The sequence below is a fragment of the uncultured Ruegeria sp. genome, assembly GCF_947504215.1.
GTDB lineage: Bacteria > Pseudomonadota > Alphaproteobacteria > Rhodobacterales > Rhodobacteraceae > Ruegeria.
Window position 1 is genome coordinate 42,622 of sequence record NZ_CANNGO010000014.1, and the last position, 20,350, is coordinate 62,971.

Below are 20,350 nucleotides of genomic sequence, written 5' to 3' on the forward strand. Positions count from 1 at the left end.
ACATGACATTCAACGACCTGATCGATCGCCGGGGAACCAACAGTTCCAAATGGGATAAGTTGGAAAGCCTATATGGCGTGTCACCCAAAGACGGGCTGGCGATGTGGACGGCGGATTCCGACTATCAAACAGCGCCCTGTGTCATCGATGCCGTCCGCAAAGCGGCCGAACACGGAGTTTTCGGATATTCATGGATACATCCCGACTATCTGGCATCAGTTCAATGGTGGATGGGACACCGCCACAACTGGAAGATCGACACCGATTGGGTCCTGACATCGCAAGGATTGGGCAACGCAATTGCTCTCTGTCTGGATGTATGGAGCAACCCTGGCGACGGCGTGGTCATCTTCGCCCCGGTCTACCACGAGTTTGCCCACAAGGTGAACAAGGCGGGCCGCCGCGTGGTGGAATGCCCACTGGTGCGCGACGGCGAGAGCTATAGCCTTGATCTGGACGATGCTCAATCGCGATTGGACGGGTCGGAAAAGCTGTTGCTGTGGTGTTCGCCACAGAACCCGTCAGGCCGGGTCTGGACGCCAGAGGAACTGCGCGAGGTGGCAGCGTTTGCCGAACGCAACGGGTTGATCCTTGTCTCGGATGAGATTCACCATGATCTGGTTTACCCCGGCCACACCTTCGTGCCGATGGATGCGGCCGCGCCAGATGCGCGCCCATGGACCGTCACACTGACGGCGGCGTCGAAGACATTTAACATTGCCGGTCAACGCACCGGGAACATGATCATACCGGACGCCAAACTGCGTGCCGAAATGCGACATCGCATACAAACACTGGACTATGATCCCAGCGCATTGGGTGTGGCAATGATCACCGCGGCCTATTCGCCCGAAGGTGCCCAATGGGTCGATGCGCAGATCGCACACCTGGACGCCAATAGGAAACTCTTTGACGCCACTATCGCCGAAATTCCCGGCCTGTGGTCGATGCCGCTGCAGGCGACCTATCTGGCTTGGGTCGATTTCTCTGGCACCGGAATGGACCATACTGAGTTCAGGCACCGCCTGCGCGAAGACGCCCGGATTGCAACCTCACCTGGACCGGGCTTTGGCGCAGGTGGCGAGACCTTCGAACGCTTCAACCTCGCCACGCAACGCGCCCGGGTCGAAGAGGCCTGCACCCGCCTCAAAAGTGCGTTTTCTGACCTTCAGTAGGTCATGCGCTGGCTGGGTCTGATAACTTTGATTGCGGTGGCGGCCGGTGCCGCTTGGTTCGGCTGGCACCGCTATGGTCCGCGCCCTTCGGCACCTGTGATGGCCCCAGAGGCGGCGCGCGTTGATCATATACTGATCGAAAAGTCCGCGCGACGTCTGACCGCGTCGCTAGACGGAGCGGTTGTAATGCAGGTCGATATCGCGTTGGGCTTCGCGCCAGAAGGCGACAAGCAGGTAGAAGGCGATGGCAAAACGCCGGTGGGGGTGTTCAAAGTGGACCGTCGCAATCCCCAAAGCGCGTATCACCTGTCGCTGGGGCTCGACTACCCTCAACCAGATGATGTGACACGTGCGCAGCAACAAGGGATAGATCCCGGCGGTGACATCTTCATCCATGGCCAGCCCAACGGTGTCGTCGGCCTGACCCTACCCGGGGATTGGACAGCAGGCTGCATCGCCATTTCAAATACCGAGATGGCCCAGCTTTGGAGGCTTACGGCCACTGGTACGACGGTTGAGATTCGCCCTTAGTCCTCGTGGCCCAGCAAGGCGATGGGCGCGTCGGGGGCGCGGTAGAAATCCAGCGGAGCTTTGTCGTGGGCGGCCGTACTGCGCTTGAATTCATAGCGCATCTCGCCGCCCTCTTCCTCATCCGCGATGATCAGACACTGGTACAGATGATTTGCCCCGTCATACACATCGACAAGCCCGCGCAGGCGCGGCGTGGTCTCAGACTCGACTGTGAAACCGTCTTTCCACAATTTCAGGATCTTGAAGGTATTGTCGCCCATCTCCACCCGCAAACGGCTGGATTTCTTCAGTGTGGCGATTCGCGCAGCATCCAGTTCCGCGCGTATTTCCTTGGAAACATAAGTACTCATAAAACAATTCCCCCTAATCCTCTCTATTGTGGGGTTTAAGATGTAAAAATCCAGTGAACTGTTTCACAAACTTCCGCGCCACTGGCGGTTTGTTGCACAGAAATCCCGGGCGTGAATGTGCGCGTATGCAGGCGTGATGCGCGGGCGCTGGCATAGGAAGCCTTCACGCAAACGCCTATCTTGGCCGAAATCGCTGAGCGGAGGAATTGATATGGGCCTGCTGGTCGACGGAAAATGGCACGACACCTGGTATGACACCAAATCCACTGGCGGGGCGTTCAAACGCAGCGCTGCGCAGTTTCGCAACTGGCTGACCGCCGATGGCAGCTCCGGCCCCTCGGGCAAGGGCGGGTTCAAGGCGGAACCTGGGCGTTATCATCTCTACGTAAGCCATGCCTGCCCTTGGGCGCATCGCACTTTGATCTTTCGCGAGTTGAAGGGCCTCAGCGGCCTGATCTCGGTCTCGGTCGTGCATCCCGATATGCTAGACAAAGGATGGACGTTCGAGACAGACGCCCATGGCGCCACAGGTGATACGTTGTACGGTCTGGACTTTGCGCACCAGGTCTATACCAAGGCCGATCCGACCTATTCGGGCCGCGTCACCGTACCGATCCTTTGGGACAAAGATCAGGGCACCGTCGTGTCGAACGAAAGCTCGGAAATCATCCGCATGTTCAATTCGGCCTTTAACGGTATCACAGGCAATACTGATGACTACTGGCCCGAAACGATGCGCGAGGAGATTGAAGAGGTTAATGCCCGCATCTATTCCGACGTCAACAATGGGGTCTACAAATCCGGCTTTGCCACCTCGCAAGAGGCATACGACGCGGCCGTGCATCCATTGTTCGACACTCTGGACTGGTTGGAAGATCGCCTGAGCGCAAACCGCTATCTGATGGGAGATCGCCTCACCGAGGCCGATTGGCGGCTGTTCACCACTCTGATCCGTTTTGACCCGGTCTATCATCTGCATTTCAAATGCAACCTGCGGCGTTTGATCGATTATCCAAACCTCTGGGCCTATACACGAGAGCTGTATCAATGGCCGGGCGTCGCAGAGACGTTAAATCTAAATCATATCGTGCGACATTATCACTACAGCCATGACAGCATCAATCCGAACCGGATCATCCCGGTCAATCCGGTACTGGATTATTTGGAGCCACACGGGCGCGGTCAGAGGCCTGCCGCATAATGTTCAACCATCGCCGCCAGATCCTCTGGCGGCGTACCACTTTGCACATAGGCACACGCATTGGGGCTGTGGGCAAAGATCGAGCCGTCCGAGAAGAACGTGGTGTTGGTGACAAAGATCACCCGCGCCTCGGGGCGCCGATAGCTGGCAAAATCGGCAACAGCCAAAGCGCTGCCGGTTTCCAGAACCAGATCCAGCACGATGATGTCAAAGGCTGTGCCATAGAGTGCAAGGATCGCAGCTTCTTGGCCCGGCACCAATTCGACGTCGGCACCTTGCCTTTCCAGATGTCTTTTCCAGACCTGACCTAGGTCGGGGTTACTCTCAACAATCAGAACTTTCATTTGCAACAACCTCGGCACTTGATATGGTGAATGGTGCCGACCCCTGTGAACCGTGATCCCGTGATTTCCTTAACAAAGTGTTAACGATGGTCGCAGACCCCCCCGATCACGTAGATTTGCTTGTCAAAACGGCAGAATTCCGCTTGAAGCAGTCCAAAACCAGCGTTTTGGTCAGATTGTGCAAATGAATAATGACGACTTGAACCCCCGCACACGGCGCGATCATGGCGGCGGCCTGGACAGGGCAATCAAACATTTTGGCGGAACACGGGTGGATTGGATCGATCTGTCCACCGGGATCAATCCCCACCCCTATGATGTCGCGCGGCTGCAAGCCTCTGATTGGATGGAATTGCCTGATCACGGTGCCTTTGAACGGCTGACCGACGCTGCGCGTCGTTTCTGGTCAGTCCCGGCGGACGCTGCGATTTTACCCGCGCCCGGCGCGTCAGCACTCATCGCGCGCGTTCCAGCCCTTGCCAGGGCAGGTAGCGTCCAAATCAATACGCCGACCTATAACGAACATGCTGCCGCTTTTGCCGCCCAAGGCTGGGTTGTTCAGGATACTGGCCCTGCCGAGGCGCGTGTCGTTGTGCATCCCAACAACCCCGATGGCCGGCTCTGGCAGCAGACCGATGCAAACGCACCTTTGACGATCATTGATGAAAGCTTCTGCGACGTCACACCCGAAGCATCATTGATTGCCCTGACCGAGAACCCGGGTGTGGTTGTGCTGAAAAGCTTTGGCAAGTTCTGGGGCCTTGCCGGGATGCGGCTGGGGTTTGCTATTGGCCGGCCCAAGTTGATTGCGCGGCTTAACGATTTGACCGGGCCCTGGGGCGTTTCGGGGCCAGCTTTGCGGATCGGAACCGAAGCCCTGCTGGACACGAGTTGGGCTGAGAAAACCCGAACGCAGTTGGCACACGAAGCGGAACGGCTGGACGCCTTGCTGACGCGCAAAGGCGCGGCCGTGGTTGGCGGCACATCGCTTTTCCGTCTGTATCAGGTCGACAGCGCCGCAGATTGGCAGGCTCGGCTGGCCCACGCCCATATTTGGAGCCGGGTTTTCCCCTACTCTGCAACCTACCTGCGCCTTGGTCTGCCTCCGACTGACGGGTGGCAGCGGCTGGAGGCCGCGCTTTGAGTGTGGCTCTGCTGCTGGTCTGCGCCATGTGTCTGGACGCCGCTTTAGGAGAGCCTGATTGGCTCTGGTCACGCTTACGTCACCCCGCTGTTCTGATCGGCCAAGGGATCGGGTGGCTGGAAAAGCTTCTTAATCAATCAGGGCATCGACGGACCAAAGGTGTTGCCGTCCTGATCTTGCTGGTTCTGACGGCGTACACGCTTGGCCAGTTTCTGACGTTTTTCGGATTGCTGGTCGAGATCATTGTCTGTGCAATTCTGCTGGCGCAGAAATCACTGGTCACACATGTTCGGGATGTGGGCGACGGGCTGCGTACCTCGCTGCCTGAAGGGCGCGTTATGGTTGCCCGCATCGTGTCCCGCGACACAACCGATATGTCCGAGGCGCAGGTCGCCCGGTCGGCCATCGAAAGCGCCGCCGAAAACCTAAGCGACGGTGTTGTTGCGCCTGCCTTCTGGTTTCTGATTGCCGGGCTGCCAGGGTTGCTGGTGTACAAGGCAGTGAACACCGCCGACAGCATGATCGGCTATCGTACTAAGCGATATCAGGAATTCGGCTGGGCCTCGGCTAGGGTAGACGATCTGCTGAACCTGATACCGGCGCGACTGACCTGCGTGATGATCGTGGCCCTGTCCGGTCAGTGGGGACGCTGGCCGGAAATTCTGGGCGACGCGCGCAGGCATATCTCGCCCAATGCGGGATGGCCCGAGGCGGCGATGGCCCGCGCCCTGAACGTAGCCTTGGCTGGCCCCCGCAGCTATGACGGGCAAATGCGCGATCTCGCCTGGGTTAATGGTGACGCCCCGCGCAACATCGGCGCATACGAGGTTTTTCGCGCATGTGACATGCTATGGAAGGTCTGGGGGCTTGCACTTGCGCTCTTGTCGGTGTGGGTTGTGATCAACCTGGTTTTCTGAAGGACCCGCCGCCCATGCGCCTTGTCTCTGGCTTTATTGCCGCCGCCCTGTTTGCCTCACCTGCTCTGTCCCAATGCGGCGGTGGCTTTAATCAGTTTGTCAAAGGACTGAAATCTGAGGCGGTGCAACAGGGGTTCGACAAATCCAGCGTGAATGCCTTTTTTAAAGGGGTTCAGCAGGATGGCAAAGTGTTGCAGGCAGATCGGGCGCAAGGAGTTTTCCAGAAACCCTTTATCGATTTCTCGCGTCGACTGATCTCACAAAACCGGATCGACCGGGGGCAGTCCATGTCCCGCAAATACGACGCGGTTTTTGATCAGATCGAATCGCAATATGGAATTTCGCGCGGCGTTCTGCTGGCTTTTTGGGCGTTTGAAACGGATTACGGCGCGTTTCAGGGCGATTTCAACACGCGCAATGCGCTGGTGACCTTGGCGCATGATTGCCGCCGCCCCGAGTTGTTCCGCCCGCAGATCTTTGCCGCCGTACAGCTGTTTGAGCAGGGCGATTTTGATCCCAATCGCACAACCGGCGCCTGGGCCGGAGAGATCGGCATGGTGCAGATGCTGCCGCGCGACATTCTGGAAAATGGCGTCGATGGCGATGGTGACGGCAAGGTGTCGTTGAAAACCTCAGCTCCGGATGCGCTGATGTCGGGGGCCAAGATGCTGTCACATCTGGGGTGGCAACCCGGTCAGCCTTGGCTGCAGGAAGTGACGGTACCCGCCAAGATGGATTGGTCCTTGTCCGGCCCCGGCAAACCGCGTTCGGTATCCGACTGGCAGGCACTGGGTGTTTCGGCGCGCAGCGGATCTCTGCCCGATCTGCCAGCTTCGCTGATCCTGCCGCAGGGGCACAAGGGACCGGCCTTTCTGGCCTACCCGAATTTCAATGTCTATTTCGAATGGAACCAGAGCTTTGTCTATGTTTTGACCGCGGCGTACTTCGGGACCCGGCTGGCAGGTGCGCAGGTCTATGATGCGGGCAACCCGGCACAGGGATTGTCCGGGGCGCAGATGAAGCAGTTGCAGTCCAAGCTGCAGGCGCGTGGGTATGATGTGGGCAAGATCGACGGTATTCTAGGCGCGGGCACGCGAGCGGCGGTACAGGCCGAGCAAGCCCGGCTGGGCCTGCCCGCTGATGCGTGGCCAACCGCTGATTTGTTGAACCAGCTGTAGCGGCTAGGCGACGTCCGCGCGGCGGTATTGCACGTTTGGTTCAAACGCGTGCGTGTTCAGGGAATTGCCGCGCGTTTCAATCGCCGTATTGGCCGGAACCTCAGTCCATTCGCCGCTGTTTGCATCCAGCGGTTCGGACGAAATGATGATGCCGTCATCGCAAGTTTTGTAATGCAGGCTCGGCGCGAAACGGTCCGAGGCGTATCGGGCTGCAAACAGCCGACCCCCATCTGACCAGCAAGCCGCAAACCGAAGATAGGGAAGCGTGCCCCGTCGTCTGGCCAACGCTTCCACACGTTCGACTGCGCGTTCCATCGCTGCGATCGGTTCTGCATCCAGCCCTTCACCGTGGGCAATCAGGAAAATCGCTTCGCTTTCGGTTGCCCCAAGCCGATGCCCGTACAGATCGGCCGGGATCATCCCGTCCAGTTCCTGCCGGATACGGTCATGGCCACCAGCTTGCCCATTATGCATGAAACTCCATTTTCCGACGCCAAAGGGATGGCAGTTGTTGCGCGACGTGGCCGTACCCGTTGATGCCCGGACATGCGCCAGAAACAGATGCGATTGAGTGTGATGGGTCAGCTGTTTGAGATTAGCATCTGACCAGGCCGGGTTTGTGTCTTTATAGAAACACGGCGTCTTGCGGTCGGAATACCAGGCAAGGCCGAACCCATCCGCGTTGATCGGAGTTTTTCCGATCAGGGCATTCCGGCTTTGAATGACAAGCGATTGCTCCTGGTTCAGTACAAGTTCGTCCAGATAGCGTTTTGCGCCAACCCAAGCCAGAAATCGGCACATCAGCCTTACCTCACATGTTGTTTCAGGTTTTCAGCAATATGCCAGGCAAACGGGCGAAATAGTCACCAATTTTTGTCAGAAAATTCGCAGAATTCTATCGCTTGATAGAGCGATTGGTCACTTCTTCGTCCGATTACTCGGGTCGCACCGGATACCGTTCACCCTTTGCGTTGATAAGGATCAAACGGTCGCTGCTGCGTACAAAGAGGTCACAACGGCCGAAGCCATTGCGGTATTGGATGCAGACGCTGCCATCCTCGGCAATGCTATAGGTTCCAAATGCCGATTCCCCACTGGCATAGGTGTAGGAATAGGCCCCACCGGCCGAAAACTTGGATTGACCATCGTCGTAGAACGTCAGCGTACGGCCTGCCAATCCGTCCAACTCTTGTGGGTTCAACGGCACATCGCCGGGTTTGGTCAGCCACTCGGCCGCCCAAAGCGGCGTTGCAGCAAACATAGCGAGGATGAGCAATCGGATCATACCGCTACCCTAACCCGGTCAACGGCAAAACGGGCATAACGTTGCAGTGATCAATCAGGCGACCATCTGTTCCGCTTTCTTCAGGTCGACCGAGACCAACTGGCTGACGCCCTGTTCCTGCATTGTCACCCCGAACAAACGATCCATCCGCGCCATTGTCACCGCATGGTGGGTGATGATCAGAAAGCGCGTGTCAGTCTGGCGGCACATCTCATCCAGCAGGTCACAAAAGCGGGTGACGTTGGCGTCATCCAGCGGCGCGTCGACCTCGTCCAGCACACAGATCGGTGCCGGGTTGGCGAGGAAGACGCCGAAGATCAGCGCCGTCGCTGTCAGTGTCTGTTCTCCACCCGAAAGCAGGCTGAGGGTCGAAAGCTTCTTGCCCGGTGGCTGGCACATGATCTCAAGCCCCGCATCTAGCGGATCGTCGCTTTCGACCATGACCAGATTGGCCTCACCCCCACCGAACAGGTGCTTGAACAGCATGGCGAAGTTCGAATTCACCTGTTCAAACGCGGTTAGCAGACGCTCGCGTCCCTCGCGGTTGAGGCTTGCGATGCCGCTGCGCAGGGCCTTGATCGCCTCTTCCAGATCGGCCTTTTCGCCATTCAGCGTGTCGAATTCTTCCTGAACTTCTTTGGCGTCTTCTTCAGCGCGCAGGTTCACCGCACCCATCGCGTCGCGTTGGCGCTTGTGGCGATTCACCTCGGATTCCAGCGCATCGGCGGCAGGCATCTGATCGGGATTCACGTCGAGCTGGTTCAGCAACTGGTTCGGCGTCAGTTGCTGATCTTCGGCAATGCGCTCTGCAGCGGCCACGACGCCTTCCTTGGCAGCGTCACAGCGTGCTTCAGCCGCAGCGCGCGCTTCGCGCGCTTCCGAGGCTAGGCGTTCAGCCTCACGCTCGGCCAGCACAACTTCGCGCTGTTGTGTTTCGGCCAAAGAAAGCTTGTCAGCAGCCTCGGCGCGGCGGGCTTCCGCGTCTTCGATCAATTCGTTCAGTTCTTCGCGCGCCTCGGCGATTTCGCCAGGAGTTGCCGTGGCCTCAGCCAGTTCCTCTTCGGAACCTTCCTTGCGTTCAGCCAGTTCCGAGATGCGCTTTTCGGCAGTTTCGAGACGATGTTTCCAACCGCTGAGATCTTTGGTGACTTCCTGGGTACGGCGGGTCCGGGCCTCGCCCTCTCGACGCAGTTCGTCATGGGACGAACGATGGGTCAGCATGGTGATCCGCGCCGCCTCGACCGTTTGTTTGATGTCTTCAACCTGAGCGCGGGCGCTGTCGAGATCGCCCAGACCCGTCAGAGACCCCTCAGCCTCGCGCAGTTGTGCGCGGGCGGCCATGGCGTCTTCTTTGTGGCGGTCTACGGCGAGCGCCAGCGTTTCCAGCTTGCCCTGCGCAAGATTGCGATCCGCCTCGGCCCGGCTTAGCGCACGGGCAGTTTCCGCCACGCGTTGATCGGCGGCGCGGCGGGCTTCGCGCGCACGACGGTCAGCTTCGGTCACGTCGGCCAGCTGCTGCGAGAGCGCCTCATGTGCGGCACGGGCCCCATCAGCCTGCGCCTCTGTCCTAGTCAGCTCCTGCTTCAGGGCTTCCAGCTTGTTGAGCTGTTCTAATCGCAATGCGGCGGCGCTTGGCGCATCCTCGGCCCAGGCGCGGAATCCGTCCCAGCGCCATAGATCGCCCGAACGCGACACCAGACGCTGACCGGGTTTCAACGCGGCCTGCAGCCGCGCGCCCTGATCCGCGTCAACCAGCCCGATCTGCGCGATCCGGCGGCTGAGGCGATCAGGCCCCGAGACATGCAAGGCCAGTGGCTCCGCCCCGTCTGGCAGTGATTGGTCGGCGTCATAACCTGCCATCTGAACCCAACCGGATGGGCCGTCTCCTTCGACCAACGGCGCGCGCAGATCATCGGCCAGTGCTGCACCCAGCGCCTTTTCATAGCCGGGTGCAACACGCAGCATATCAAGCACCTGCCCGCCCTCAGCGGTATCGCGTTCCACCAATTTCGCCAGCGCCGTGGTCTCGGCCCGGATCGCGCCCAACTCGCCTTCGGCCTCAGACCGTTGCGCGCGGGCTTCGGCCTCGCGGGCCTGGGTCTCGTTGCGCAATTCATCGGCAGCGGCAAGCGCTTCATCAGCAGCTTCGGCGGCTTCGCGGGCTTCTTCTTCACCCTCCTGCGCGGCCTCGAAGGCGGCGCTGGCGCGGGTCAGGGATGTCTTGGCCTCATCCACCGCAACGCGGGCCTTTTCCTCTTCACCTTCGGATCGGGACAACGTCTTGCGGCTGTCTTCGACCAAACGCTGTGCCGACTGGTGGCGGGCGACAAGGCGGGCCATGTCTTCGGTTTGTTGTGACAGGTGGTCTTCACAATCCTGCAAAACCGATGCGGCCTCGCGGGCGATTTCTGCAGCCTCGGTCACTTTTTCCTCGTGCCCGTCGGCCGCTTTGGCCAATTCGCGCGATTCCCATTCCAGTCGTTCGATCATCTGGCCCGCATCCCGGTTCAAACCGGTTTCGCGCTCGATATCATTACCCAGCTGCTGAATACGGTTGGTCAGGGTCTCAATCGTCTGGCGCGCCCGGGTTTCCTGATCGGTCAATGCGTCACGCTGCACCTGCTGGCGTTGCAGCACGGCGGCGGCGATAGCCTCTTCTTCGCGCAGGGGCGGCAGGGTTTCTTCGATCTCAACCCGTTTGGCACCGGCGGCGCGTGCCTCGGCCTCGGCCCGCGAGGCTTCGGTGATCCGTTCGCGCAGCTTGTCCTCGGCCTGCTGGCGGGCCATGTCGGCCTCTTTCCAGCGACGGTATAGCAACATACCCTCGGCCTGACGCAGTTGCTCACCGATCTCACGGTAGCGGGCGGCCTGACGCGCCTGGCGGGCGAGCTGTGCCAGCTGCGTCCCCAACTGTTCCAACACGTCATCCACGCGGGTCAGATTGGATTCCGTTCCCTTCAGTTTCAGTTCCGCCTCGTGGCGTCGCTGATACAGACCTGAAATTCCTGCGGCTTCTTCAAGGATACGACGACGAGAGCGGGGTTTGGCATTGATCAACTCGGCAATGCGGTTCTGCCCCACCAATGCGGGCGAGTGCGCGCCAGTTGAGGCGTCGGCAAACAGCATCTGAACGTCGCGGGCTCGGACGTCTTTGCCATTGGTCTTGTAGGCGCTGCCCACATCGCGGGTGATGCGACGCACAATCTCAAGCTGGTCACTATCGTTAAAGCCTGAGGGAGCCAATCGTTCCGAGTTGTCCATGGTCAGGACAACCTCAGCAAAGTTACGGGCAGGACGCGTGGCGGCACCGGCAAAGATCACATCTTCCATTGCGCCACCACGCATGGATTTGGGGCGGTTTTCGCCCATCACCCAGCGCAGAGCTTCCAGAAGATTGGACTTGCCGCAACCATTTGGCCCCACAACACCGGTCAACCCGTCCGCGATAATCAGATCGGTCGGATCAACAAAGCTTTTGAAGCCGGTCAGTTTGAGTTTGCTAAAACGCAAAGGTGGCGGGTCCCATGATTCCTACGTCAAAGAAGTCTGCGCAAGGGATTGGGGCGAGTCAACGGAGATGCGCAGGATATGGGCTATTGAGCCGAGTTATCCACAACATCTTGGCTGTCTGAGCAGGATTACGCATTTCAGTAAGGTGCGCATTCGAACACCTGGTACCCGTCATTCTTGCCGTCGCCTTCGTAAATGCCAAAGTCGATACATTCGTAATTTGGTATCGACACGGCCGTCAGCAATAACCGTTCACCTGCCTTACGATCACACCCCAACACCCCAATGGTCACCGCCGCGTCGCCCAGCACATCCAGTATCGGACAGCCCGACACCTGAGCCATCGCCAATACCGCCCGGTCGCGAACTGGCCCGAGCCTTGGGGCGTATTGAGAGTTCATCCGCACTGCCTCGGCCAGTTCTCCACGCACACGGATGTCGAACACGCTGCCGTTCACCGCCACGCGGGTTGCTGGCACGTCGCGAAAGTGCGGTGTGCCCGCGGAACATGCGGCCATCAGCAGAGGGGCAAGAAACCGGATCATGCCGCAGCTTTGGGGTAATTTGGTTAACAGAACCTTTCCGGTTTTCGGCTTCCTCCTGTCAGGTTCGCAAAAGCTCTCCCAATCGGCGCACGCCTTCTCGGATTTTCTCCTCGTCGGAATTCGAAAAGCTCAACCGGATAGTGTTGGTGCCGCTTTGGTCGGGAAAAAACGCCCGCCCGGGAACAAAGGCAACTTTGACCGTGTCCAGTGCACGCGCCAGCAGATCAGCCCCGCTAACCCCTTTGGGCAAAGTCACCCAGACAAACATGCCACCTTCGGGTTTAGTCCATTCCACACCTTCAGGCATGTGCTGTTCCAAGGCCGTTAGCATGGCGTCCCGCCGAGACCGATAGACGGTGCGCAATGTCGACACATGGGTGTCAAAGCAGGCCTCAGCCACCTGATGCACTGCCATCTGATTGATGGTCGCTGAATGCAGATCCGAGGCCTGCTTCAACAGAACCAGCTGCGAAATGACCGGTTTGGCTGCAACCACCCAGCCCACCCGTAATCCCGGCGACAGGGTTTTAGAGAAGCTGCCACAATAGATGGTACTGCACGCCTCGATCGATCCCTTTCGGGACAGTTCCAATGCCAGAATTGGCGGGATCGGCGCGCCGTCATATCGAAGCGCCTGATAGGCACCATCTTCGATCACCGCGCAGTTCAGGTCTTCGGCCAGATCAAGTACGGCCTCCCGCCCCCGCAGATCGACTGTTTCACCGGTCGGGTTGGCAAAGTCTGCTGAGAGATAGGCAAACTTGACGGCGCCGTCGCCGGCCGCCGCCCTGTATTCTGCAGCGCCCCGATTGCCATTGATGCTCAGTTGATCAAAACGCGGTTCATACGCATCAAACGCATTGATCGCACCAAGATAGGTGGGCCAGCCCACTAATGCTGTATCTCCGGGCGACAAGAAAAGCTTGCCCAGATAGTCCAGCGCTTGTTGAGACCCCGACGTGATCAGCACATTGTCGATGTCACACTCCACACCGATCTGCCGCATATGGTCCACCAGCCATTGGCGCAAAGGAACGTAGCCTTCGCTGATGGAATATTGCAGCGCCTGGTCCTTGCTCTCTGTTCCGAGCGCCGCTTGATACGCTTTGGCGAACTCGTACGACGGAAAAAGCTTGGGGTCCGGGATGCCTCCGGCAAATGAAATGATGCCGGGTTGATCGAGCAGTTTCAGCAATTCGCGGATTTCCGACGCCTTCATCCGAGAGGCTCGGGTGGCAAATAGCGGGTGCAGGGACATGAGGCTCCTCCGATCTCAATTCGGGGCAGCTTAGGCAGGTGCACAACAAAGTCAACACTGCTGACCCAATGTTTCAATCGGCGTGAACCCGATCTTCTTGAATGTGCCCGGATTACGTGGTCATATGATTTGACCAATTCCGGAAATCACCATGCCTTTCCAAAAAGTTCAGACCGAAAAACTCTCTCTTGCCGTTGTCCGACAGATTGAACTGCTGATCCTCCGCGGCATTCTGAGACCGGGCGAGCGTCTGCCCTCAGAACGCGAGCTGGCCGAGCGTATGGGGGTATCGCGCCCGTCGCTGCGCGAAGCAATTTCAAACCTCCAGGACCAGGGGCTGCTGACCGCCAAGGCTGGGTCCGGGATTTATGTGGCCGAGGTGCTGGGATCGGCCTTTTCACCGGCATTGATACAGTTGTTCAGCAGCCATGACGAAGCGGTGTTCGACTATCTATCTTTCCGCCGGGACATGGAAGGGTTGGCCGCCGAACGGGCCACACGGCTTGGATCCGAGAGCGATCTGAAGGTTGTTCAGACGATATTCGATAAGATGGTCGCGGCGCATGACCGAAATGCCACCGAGGAAGAGGCGCAGCTAGACGCCCAGTTTCACATGGCCATCATCGAAGCCAGCCATAACGTCGTGATGCTGCACATGATGCGGTCGATGTTCGATCTGCTGCGTCAGGGTGTGTTCTATAATCGCCAGATGATGTTCCAGCAGCGCACAACGCGCGACGCCATTCTGGATCAGCACCGCGCGATCAACGATGCATTACAAGACCGAGACCCCAAAGGTGCACGTGAAGCCGTCGAGCATCACCTGGGGTTTGTCGAACGCTGTATGGCGGATCAGCAAAAAGCCGCGCGGAACGAAGCGATTGCGCAGCAGCGGTTGGATCATGAAACCGCGCAGGGCTGACACAAATAGCGCGCAACGCTGAGGCTTATCTGGTCAATGCACATCCAGATCCGGTTTGCGCAATTCGCTAAAGTGGCCGAACTCTTAAGGCAAAGAAAAACCCGAGGGCCTTAGGCTCTCGGGTCATCATCTATTTGCTGTAAGGCCGATTAGTGCAGTTTTTCACCGACATCCGCAATAGAGGCGTCGATCAGCTTATTTGCCTGCGCAGCGGTCATTTGCTTGGCCAGCACGGCGTTGGCGGCGGAAACCGCAACGGTGATGGCCTGATCGCGAACTTCCTTGACGGCCGACGCTTCAGCCGAAGCGATCTGATCCTGTGCCGCAGCCAGACGGCGGGCAATGGATTGTTCCAGATCAACCTTGGCCTGTTCGGCAGCAAGCACGGCGTCTTCTTTGGCGGCCGCAACGATAGCGTCCGCTTGACCCTGAACTTCGCGCTGCTTGCGTTCGTACGAGGCCAGCAGACTGCGGGCTTCTTCGTGCAGGGCACGGGCTTCGTCCAGTTCGGACTTGATGCCTTCGGCACGATTGTCCAGCGCACCGCCAATCATGCCCGGTACCTTGAAGTAGAACAGGACCGCGATGAAGACGATGAAGCCCAGAAGCACGACAAAATCGGTATTGCCAAGCGAAAAGAACGGGCCACTTGCGGCCAGAGCAGGGCTGGCAGTGCCAACGGTCAGGATAAGGGCAAGAGTATTCCGCATGTCACTTATCCTTTCGTCTGCGCGTCAACGGCACCGTCGATGGCTTTGGCATCTGCCTTGCCACCCAGTGCAGTGACCAGTTCAGCTGCCGTATCCTTGGCAACCACTTGAATACTATCCAGCGCGCTGGCCCGGATGCCAGCAATTGCCTTTTCCGATTCAGCCGTTTTGGCAGCAATTTCCAAGTCTGCCATGGCAATCGCGTCATCCAGACCGGACTGGATTTCAGCGCGGGCCTCGGCAGCAATACGCTGTGCCTCGGCGCGGGCATCGGCCAACGCCTTGTTGTAGGCCTCTTCAGCTTCAACAGCCTTGGCCTTCAGGTCTTCGGCTGCAGCCAGGTCATTTGTAATGGTCCCCTGACGTTCCGCCAGGATTGCCGCGATGCGAGGCAAGGCCACGCGGGACAGGACCAGAAAGATGACGACCAGCGTAATGACCAGCCAGAAAATCTGGTTGGGGAACCAATCGAAGCAGAGCTGCGGCATACCGATGGCAGAGCCATAAGCGTCGACGCACGAGCCAGCTATTTCTTCGGCAATGGGTTCAGTCGCCATGTTGTCCTCCGTCGGAACGTTGTCTTTACAACAGGTAGGCCGCTATGGCTTGGGCCCACCTGCGCGTAAGGATCAGGTTCCGCTGGTTAGACGGCGAACATCAGCAGCAGCGAGACCAGGAATGCGAAGATCCCCAGAGCTTCTGCGAATGCGATACCGATGAACAGGGTTGCGGTCTGCGAAGCAGCCGCCGAAGGGTTGCGCAGGGCGCCGGCCAGGAAGTTGCCTGCAACGTTGCCCACCCCGATTGCGGCTGCGCCGGAACCGATTGCTGCCAGGCCTGCGCCGATGTGTGCGAGATCGCCTTCCATGATGTTTCTCCTTACGAATTGGAAGTTTCGATGTTTGGGTATCGGACCTTAGTGCGACGGATGCAGCGCATCCTTGAGATAAACACAGGTCAGAATGGTGAAGACGTAGGCCTGAATGAAGGACACGAGGACCTCAAGGCCGTACATTGCGGTGATCGCCAGAACGGACACCGGTGAGATCACAGCGATTGCGGCAAAGCCTGCAAACACCTTGATCACGGCGTGACCCGCCATAACGTTACCGGCAAGACGAATAGAGTGGCTGACCGGGCGTACGAAGTACGAGATCAGCTCGATGATCGCCAGGACAGGGCGCAGCGCCAGAGGCGCGCTGGACACCCAGAACAGGCCCAGGAACGCGGCGCCGTTCTTGACGAAACCAAGGATGGTCACGGTCAGGAACACGGCCAGTGCCAACGGGATGGTCACGGCGAAATGCGATGTGGTGGTGAATGATGTCGGGATCATACCCAGGAAGTTCGCACAGACAATGAACATGAACAGCGTCATGACATAGGGAAAGTACTTGACGCCTTCCTTGCCACAAATGTCTTCCAACATCTTGTAGATAAAGCCGTAGGTCAATTCGGCGACCGACTGCATCCGGGTCGGAACAATCGCGCGCTTCGAAGTGCTAAGAACCAGCAGACCAAAGATCGCGGCAATGGCCAGGAACATCCACAGGGTCACGTTGGTGGGCGTGTACCAGGCAATCGCACCGTCGCCGAACAACGGCTTGACGATGAACTGGTCCATCGGGTGGAATACCAGGCTGCTGCCTTCTGCTGCGGTGGTCTCAGTCGCCACGTTCAGTCCCTCTCGTCCTTATCGGTGGCCTCGGCCGCCGTTTGTTTCTCTTGAGCCTGTTGTGCGCTGCGGAGCATAACCTTTACCCCGGCGACAAGACCCAGCAATGTGAACAGCACCAGAAAGATCGGGAGCGTCCCGAACAGGCTGTCGAGCCCGTATCCGATGCCAAATCCGATCCCCAGACCGGATACCATTTCAATGACCATCCGCCAGGCAAGCTCGCCCCCCGAATAGTCAGCGTCTGCGCGGGTCTCAGGCTGTTTGGCCTTTTTCGCCGCATCGATCTTGGCCTCCAGCTGCGCCATACGCTGCTTTTGGTCATCATCAGTCACGGGCGTTTTCCTCGCACAGTCTTGAAGCTAGGTGCTAAGGGCGCGCGGCCACAGAGTCAACGCCATTGACCGCCGCAATTGACGCAGCTCAACATGTTGATTTATAAATACTAAACCGACATCCAATGAAGACCACTCTGTCCAACAAGACCCCGCCGCGGCTACAAACCCGCGAAATCGTATATTCAACCAAATGGTTGACCAAACTCAGGCACTGTGGTTCAGCAAAAGCATGTCCAAAGATCTCGACACTGTATTTGCCGCCCTTGCCGATCCGACCCGCCGCGCCATTCTTGCCATGCTGCTCGAGGATGATATGGCCGTGACAGATGTGGCTGAACCGTTTGAGATATCGCTGGCAGCCATCTCAAAACATCTGGTCATCCTGACCAAGGCTGGTCTGATTTCACAGGAAAAACGGGGGCGTGTGAAATGGTGCAAGCTGGAGCCCGACGCCTTGCGGGCTGCGTCTGTCTGGATGCAGGGGTTTGGTCAATTCGAACCCGTCAACCTGGACGCGTTCGAAAGGTTTCTGGAAATTGAGCTTCCGGCAACGGACGACACCTAGGTTGGGCCTATCTAACCACGAATACAGACACCTTGGCGTGCTTGGCCAGATATCCCGCATGGCTTGAGAATATATAATCGGTGATCCGCGGCGCGTGCGTTCCCACGACGATCAGATCGGCGCCGATTTCTTCTGCGGCGCGTGTGAGATCTCCATCAACTTCGGCTGCCACGTCAACCGAATGAATGTTGCGCGTTTCTACCTGCGACCCGCTTTGTTCGGCCAGTTGGTCGGCAAACGCCGCGAGGTCCTTGGCAATCGCCGAGTCGGATTGGGTGACATCGCCGGGTTGCGTACCGGTTACACTGACTGCGGTGATCCTGGCATTCTGCCATTTGGCCACCTCTGCCGCGACCTTGGTGGCTTTGTGTACCTCTGGCGGCATATGCAGATCAACTGGGATCATGATGTGGTCGAACATAGCTTTCTCCTCTCATTCACAAGGATGGTAGAAGGGACGCTCGATAGTGGCCTTGATCTGCCTCAAGGGGTGTTGTGGCGGCAAACCCACCCGGGGTTATCCTTCCTGACTGTACTCCACGCCAAAAACAACTCCGGTCGGGCCGGCCTGACACAGCCAGGGTGCTTCGGCGCCGACGACCGAGACCGTCGTGACCGATCCGGCCGGCACCGATTGCGTCGATACGGCGGTAACGTCACTTGCACGCACGCCGGTTTGGGCCGAGACGAGTGCCTCGCAACTGGCTTGCAAATCGGAAACGTCCGAGCTGCTTTGAGTGCCCGGTGCGCATGCGCCTAAAACAAACAGAATGGAAACATAGTAACGTCGGTTCATAATAAAGCCTTTAAGTCTGCGGCCAGATCAGGGGCTGGCCTTTCCTTTTGATGCTGCCAGAACCTGCCCGGAAAGCAAGTTTCAACTAGGATTACTTTACTTAGGCGCAGAGCTTGAAATCTCGTCTTTCAGCAGCAAAAGCAAAGCGACGATCGTCAATACCACGCCAATGATGATCAGCCCTGGCGGCACACCGTTGCCTAGCGCGACCTCCCACAAGATCACCCAGCTGGGCACCAGATAGGTATAAGCCATGACCTTGGCCGATGGCAGGCGCAGCGCAGCGAACTGCACCAGAACAAAGCTGGCTGCAGTGGCAAAAAAGGATAGGTACAAAAGGCCGATCCAGACAATCCCAGGTAACGCCGCCCAATCGGTTGCAACGATATCGGACCATCCAAAAACACCAAGCAACAGACAACCAGCCAGCAATGTGCCAAAGGTGAACACCACTGCGGGCTCGCCCCTGTTCAGTTTCCGAACCATCGGTGTGTATACTGCATGCGCCGCACAACCGCAAAAGTAGATGATTTCCCCTATACCAATCTCAAAGGCCCGAAACGCCTGCCAGTCTGCGCGAAATATCACCCATAACGCGCCGACAGCGCCGACGGTGAGGGCCAACGCCATGCGTGACGTGGTGACCTGCCGCAAAAGAAACCACCCGGCAACAGCCGACATCACCGGGGTCAGAGTGAACACCGCTGCTGCGCTGACCGGCGGCGCGGTCTTGAGGCCGTAAAACATCAGCACAAAATAGGCCGCGAACAAGCCGCCCAATATGAAGTACCGCCAGGGCGCTTGCATGGCGTCCCGTGACACCCCAGTCGTAATCAGCGCAGCAACCCCGATCACCACCGCCGCGATGGCAAATCGAACCGCGTTCAACGCGGCCGGAGCGATTTCATTGGCAATCATCGACCCAAGTGAGAAACTGCCTGCGACCAGAGCCGAGAACACCAACATGGCCAGATGGCCACGCGCCTGTGCGCTCATGGCAGCCAGCCCTTGGCCTGTTCTTTCAGGTATTTCAAAAAGGCCTGCACCTTGGTTGTGCGATGCAAATCGACATGAGTCACAAGCCACAGCTTGCCGGACCATTCCGGTAGCGGGTCCATGACCTCTTCCAACTCGGGGAGGCGCGCCGCTTCCCATCGGGCCATGAACCCGATCCCGGCCCCGGCCCGGACTGCCTCGCCACCCGTGAAGTTGTTCGAACAGCGGAATGTGATCGCCTGGGCGGGGGCATTGGCACGCAACCACCGCGAAAACGGGGCGCGGCTGTTTTCATCATCGTTGCCGACAAAGGCGTGGTTGGCGAAATCCTCCACACCAGAAGGTTTGCCGCGTCGCGCGATATAGTCCTTGCTCGCAAACAGTCCGACCTCTTGCGGAATAAACGGCTGCACCACATTGTCGGGCTGGTCGGGAGCGGCCCCGGCCCGGATGGCCACATGCGCTTCGCCATATTCAAGCCGGAACAGGCGATCACCGGTCAAATAGCGCACGATCAGATCAGGATGCGTTCTTTGAAACTCGCTGAGTGTCGGCACAATCAAAGGCGCCAATGAGGCCAGCGAGGTTACAACCAATTCGCCCGAGACGTCATCGCCCCGGCCCTTCATCCGACCGACAAGCTGGTTGAACTGATCTTCGGTGGCCTGGGCCACCCGCAACAGATCTTCTCCGGCCTCGGTCGGCGTATAGCCACGCGCGTGACGCTGGAAGAGTTTGACGCCCAACCGGGCCTCAATTGCATCGATGTGACGGATCACCGTGGCGTGGTGGACACCCAATACTTCGGCAGCGCCGCTCACCGTTCCCATCCGCGCCACCTGATAGGCGGTTCTCACTTCGTCCCAATTATCCATGGCAGTGCCTTCTTTGTGCAATTTCCAACAGTAAC

Annotated in this window: 24 protein-coding genes; 8 read left to right on the forward strand and 16 right to left on the reverse strand. The window is 58.4% G+C overall.

Going from position 1 to position 20,350, the window contains the following annotated elements; translation table 11 throughout:
* Nucleotides 1-2 precede the first annotated feature (2 nt).
* Nucleotides 3-1,175 carry a MalY/PatB family protein gene (locus Q1B21_RS19260; RefSeq protein ID WP_299892251.1) on the forward strand — a complete coding sequence of 391 codons (1,173 nt, stop codon included), beginning with the start codon at nt 3-5 and terminating at the stop codon, nt 1,173-1,175.
* 3 nt (nt 1,176-1,178) lie between these two features.
* Nucleotides 1,179-1,706, forward strand: coding sequence for a L,D-transpeptidase family protein (locus Q1B21_RS19265; RefSeq protein ID WP_299083543.1), 528 nt, complete (start codon nt 1,179-1,181; stop codon nt 1,704-1,706).
* Here Q1B21_RS19265 and Q1B21_RS19270 read toward each other — a convergent pair.
* Entirely contained in the window at nt 1,703-2,056 is a 354-nt protein-coding gene (locus tag Q1B21_RS19270; RefSeq protein WP_298937111.1) for a hypothetical protein, read from the reverse strand. The two genes, Q1B21_RS19265 and Q1B21_RS19270, sit on opposite strands and share 4 nt — an antisense overlap.
* 211 nt (nt 2,057-2,267) lie before the next feature.
* Here Q1B21_RS19270 and Q1B21_RS19275 point away from each other — a divergent pair, with 211 nt between their 5' ends.
* Nucleotides 2,268-3,257, forward strand: a complete 990-nt coding sequence (locus tag Q1B21_RS19275; protein ID WP_298937112.1) for a glutathione S-transferase family protein — start codon at nt 2,268-2,270, stop codon at nt 3,255-3,257.
* Here Q1B21_RS19275 and Q1B21_RS19280 read toward each other — a convergent pair.
* Complete coding sequence (locus Q1B21_RS19280; protein ID WP_298937113.1) at nt 3,239-3,601, reverse strand: hypothetical protein; 363 nt, start codon at nt 3,599-3,601, stop codon at nt 3,239-3,241. The two genes, Q1B21_RS19275 and Q1B21_RS19280, sit on opposite strands and share 19 nt — an antisense overlap.
* Before the next feature lie 184 nt (nt 3,602-3,785).
* On the opposite strand from Q1B21_RS19280, the gene Q1B21_RS19285 reads away from it, so the two are divergent.
* From Q1B21_RS19285 to Q1B21_RS19295, 3 genes are read left to right on the forward strand one after another with little or no spacing between them, the layout of a single operon-like run.
* The gene (locus Q1B21_RS19285; RefSeq protein WP_299892255.1) at nt 3,786-4,745 is read left to right on the forward strand and encodes a threonine-phosphate decarboxylase; all 960 of its coding nucleotides are present in this window, start codon (nt 3,786-3,788) and stop codon (nt 4,743-4,745) included.
* Nucleotides 4,742-5,662 (forward strand): adenosylcobinamide-phosphate synthase CbiB, encoded by a 921-nt coding sequence (gene cbiB / locus Q1B21_RS19290; protein WP_299892257.1) that lies wholly within the window; start codon nt 4,742-4,744, stop codon nt 5,660-5,662. The genes Q1B21_RS19285 and cbiB overlap by 4 nt, the downstream gene beginning before the upstream one ends.
* Nucleotides 5,663-5,676: 14 nt before the next feature.
* Nucleotides 5,677-6,840, forward strand: a complete 1,164-nt coding sequence (locus Q1B21_RS19295; RefSeq protein ID WP_299892259.1) for a lytic murein transglycosylase — start codon at nt 5,677-5,679, stop codon at nt 6,838-6,840.
* 3 nt (nt 6,841-6,843) lie between these two features.
* On the opposite strand, the gene Q1B21_RS19300 is transcribed toward Q1B21_RS19295, so the two are convergent.
* The 5 genes from Q1B21_RS19300 to Q1B21_RS19320 form a co-directional block, all read right to left on the reverse strand.
* Nucleotides 6,844-7,641 carry a class II glutamine amidotransferase gene (locus Q1B21_RS19300; protein ID WP_299892262.1) on the reverse strand — a complete coding sequence of 266 codons (798 nt, stop codon included), beginning with the start codon at nt 7,639-7,641 and terminating at the stop codon, nt 6,844-6,846.
* Between the two features lie 133 nt (nt 7,642-7,774).
* Nucleotides 7,775-8,125, reverse strand: coding sequence for a hypothetical protein (locus tag Q1B21_RS19305; protein WP_299892266.1), 351 nt, complete (start codon nt 8,123-8,125; stop codon nt 7,775-7,777).
* 54 nt (nt 8,126-8,179) lie between these two features.
* Nucleotides 8,180-11,635: an AAA family ATPase gene (locus Q1B21_RS19310; protein WP_299892269.1), complete on the reverse strand. Its 3,456-nt coding sequence runs from the start codon at nt 11,633-11,635 to the stop codon at nt 8,180-8,182.
* 137 nt (nt 11,636-11,772) lie between these two features.
* Nucleotides 11,773-12,180 (reverse strand): hypothetical protein, encoded by a 408-nt coding sequence (locus Q1B21_RS19315; protein WP_299892272.1) that lies wholly within the window; start codon nt 12,178-12,180, stop codon nt 11,773-11,775.
* Between the two features lie 58 nt (nt 12,181-12,238).
* Nucleotides 12,239-13,438 carry a PLP-dependent aminotransferase family protein gene (locus Q1B21_RS19320; protein WP_299892275.1) on the reverse strand — a complete coding sequence of 400 codons (1,200 nt, stop codon included), beginning with the start codon at nt 13,436-13,438 and terminating at the stop codon, nt 12,239-12,241.
* Nucleotides 13,439-13,589: 151 nt separating this feature from the next.
* On the opposite strand from Q1B21_RS19320, the gene Q1B21_RS19325 reads away from it, so the two are divergent.
* Entirely contained in the window at nt 13,590-14,360 is a 771-nt protein-coding gene (locus Q1B21_RS19325) for a FadR/GntR family transcriptional regulator (RefSeq protein WP_299892277.1), read from the forward strand.
* Between the two features lie 149 nt (nt 14,361-14,509).
* On the opposite strand, the gene Q1B21_RS19330 is transcribed toward Q1B21_RS19325, so the two are convergent.
* The 5 genes from Q1B21_RS19330 to Q1B21_RS19350 form a co-directional block, all read right to left on the reverse strand.
* The gene (locus Q1B21_RS19330) at nt 14,510-15,070 is read right to left on the reverse strand and encodes a F0F1 ATP synthase subunit B (RefSeq protein WP_298937123.1); all 561 of its coding nucleotides are present in this window, start codon (nt 15,068-15,070) and stop codon (nt 14,510-14,512) included.
* Between the two features lie 5 nt (nt 15,071-15,075).
* Complete coding sequence (locus tag Q1B21_RS19335; RefSeq protein ID WP_298937124.1) at nt 15,076-15,627, reverse strand: F0F1 ATP synthase subunit B'; 552 nt, start codon at nt 15,625-15,627, stop codon at nt 15,076-15,078.
* 86 nt (nt 15,628-15,713) lie between these two features.
* The gene (locus Q1B21_RS19340) at nt 15,714-15,938 is read right to left on the reverse strand and encodes a F0F1 ATP synthase subunit C (protein WP_005981269.1); all 225 of its coding nucleotides are present in this window, start codon (nt 15,936-15,938) and stop codon (nt 15,714-15,716) included.
* A gap of 48 nt (nt 15,939-15,986) precedes the next feature.
* Nucleotides 15,987-16,745 (reverse strand): F0F1 ATP synthase subunit A, encoded by a 759-nt coding sequence (locus Q1B21_RS19345; protein WP_299892282.1) that lies wholly within the window; start codon nt 16,743-16,745, stop codon nt 15,987-15,989.
* Between the two features lie 2 nt (nt 16,746-16,747).
* Complete coding sequence (locus Q1B21_RS19350; RefSeq protein WP_298937126.1) at nt 16,748-17,080, reverse strand: AtpZ/AtpI family protein; 333 nt, start codon at nt 17,078-17,080, stop codon at nt 16,748-16,750.
* 232 nt (nt 17,081-17,312) lie between these two features.
* Between Q1B21_RS19350 and Q1B21_RS19355 the strand changes: the two genes are divergently transcribed.
* Nucleotides 17,313-17,648, forward strand: a complete 336-nt coding sequence (locus Q1B21_RS19355; RefSeq protein WP_298937127.1) for a helix-turn-helix transcriptional regulator — start codon at nt 17,313-17,315, stop codon at nt 17,646-17,648.
* A 7-nt stretch (nt 17,649-17,655) separates the two neighbouring features.
* Here Q1B21_RS19355 and Q1B21_RS19360 read toward each other — a convergent pair whose 3' ends face one another.
* The 4 genes from Q1B21_RS19360 to Q1B21_RS19375 form a co-directional block, all read right to left on the reverse strand.
* A complete protein-coding gene (locus Q1B21_RS19360; protein WP_299892287.1) occupies nt 17,656-18,069 on the reverse strand; it encodes a universal stress protein in 414 nt (137 codons plus the stop codon).
* A 96-nt stretch (nt 18,070-18,165) separates the two neighbouring features.
* Nucleotides 18,166-18,444: a hypothetical protein gene (locus tag Q1B21_RS19365; RefSeq protein WP_299892290.1), complete on the reverse strand. Its 279-nt coding sequence runs from the start codon at nt 18,442-18,444 to the stop codon at nt 18,166-18,168.
* Nucleotides 18,445-18,540: 96 nt separating this feature from the next.
* Nucleotides 18,541-19,440 (reverse strand): DMT family transporter, encoded by a 900-nt coding sequence (locus Q1B21_RS19370; RefSeq protein WP_299892293.1) that lies wholly within the window; start codon nt 19,438-19,440, stop codon nt 18,541-18,543.
* Entirely contained in the window at nt 19,437-20,315 is an 879-nt protein-coding gene (locus tag Q1B21_RS19375; RefSeq protein WP_298937131.1) for a LysR family transcriptional regulator, read from the reverse strand. The genes Q1B21_RS19370 and Q1B21_RS19375 overlap by 4 nt, the downstream gene beginning before the upstream one ends.
* Nucleotides 20,316-20,350 lie beyond the last annotated feature (35 nt).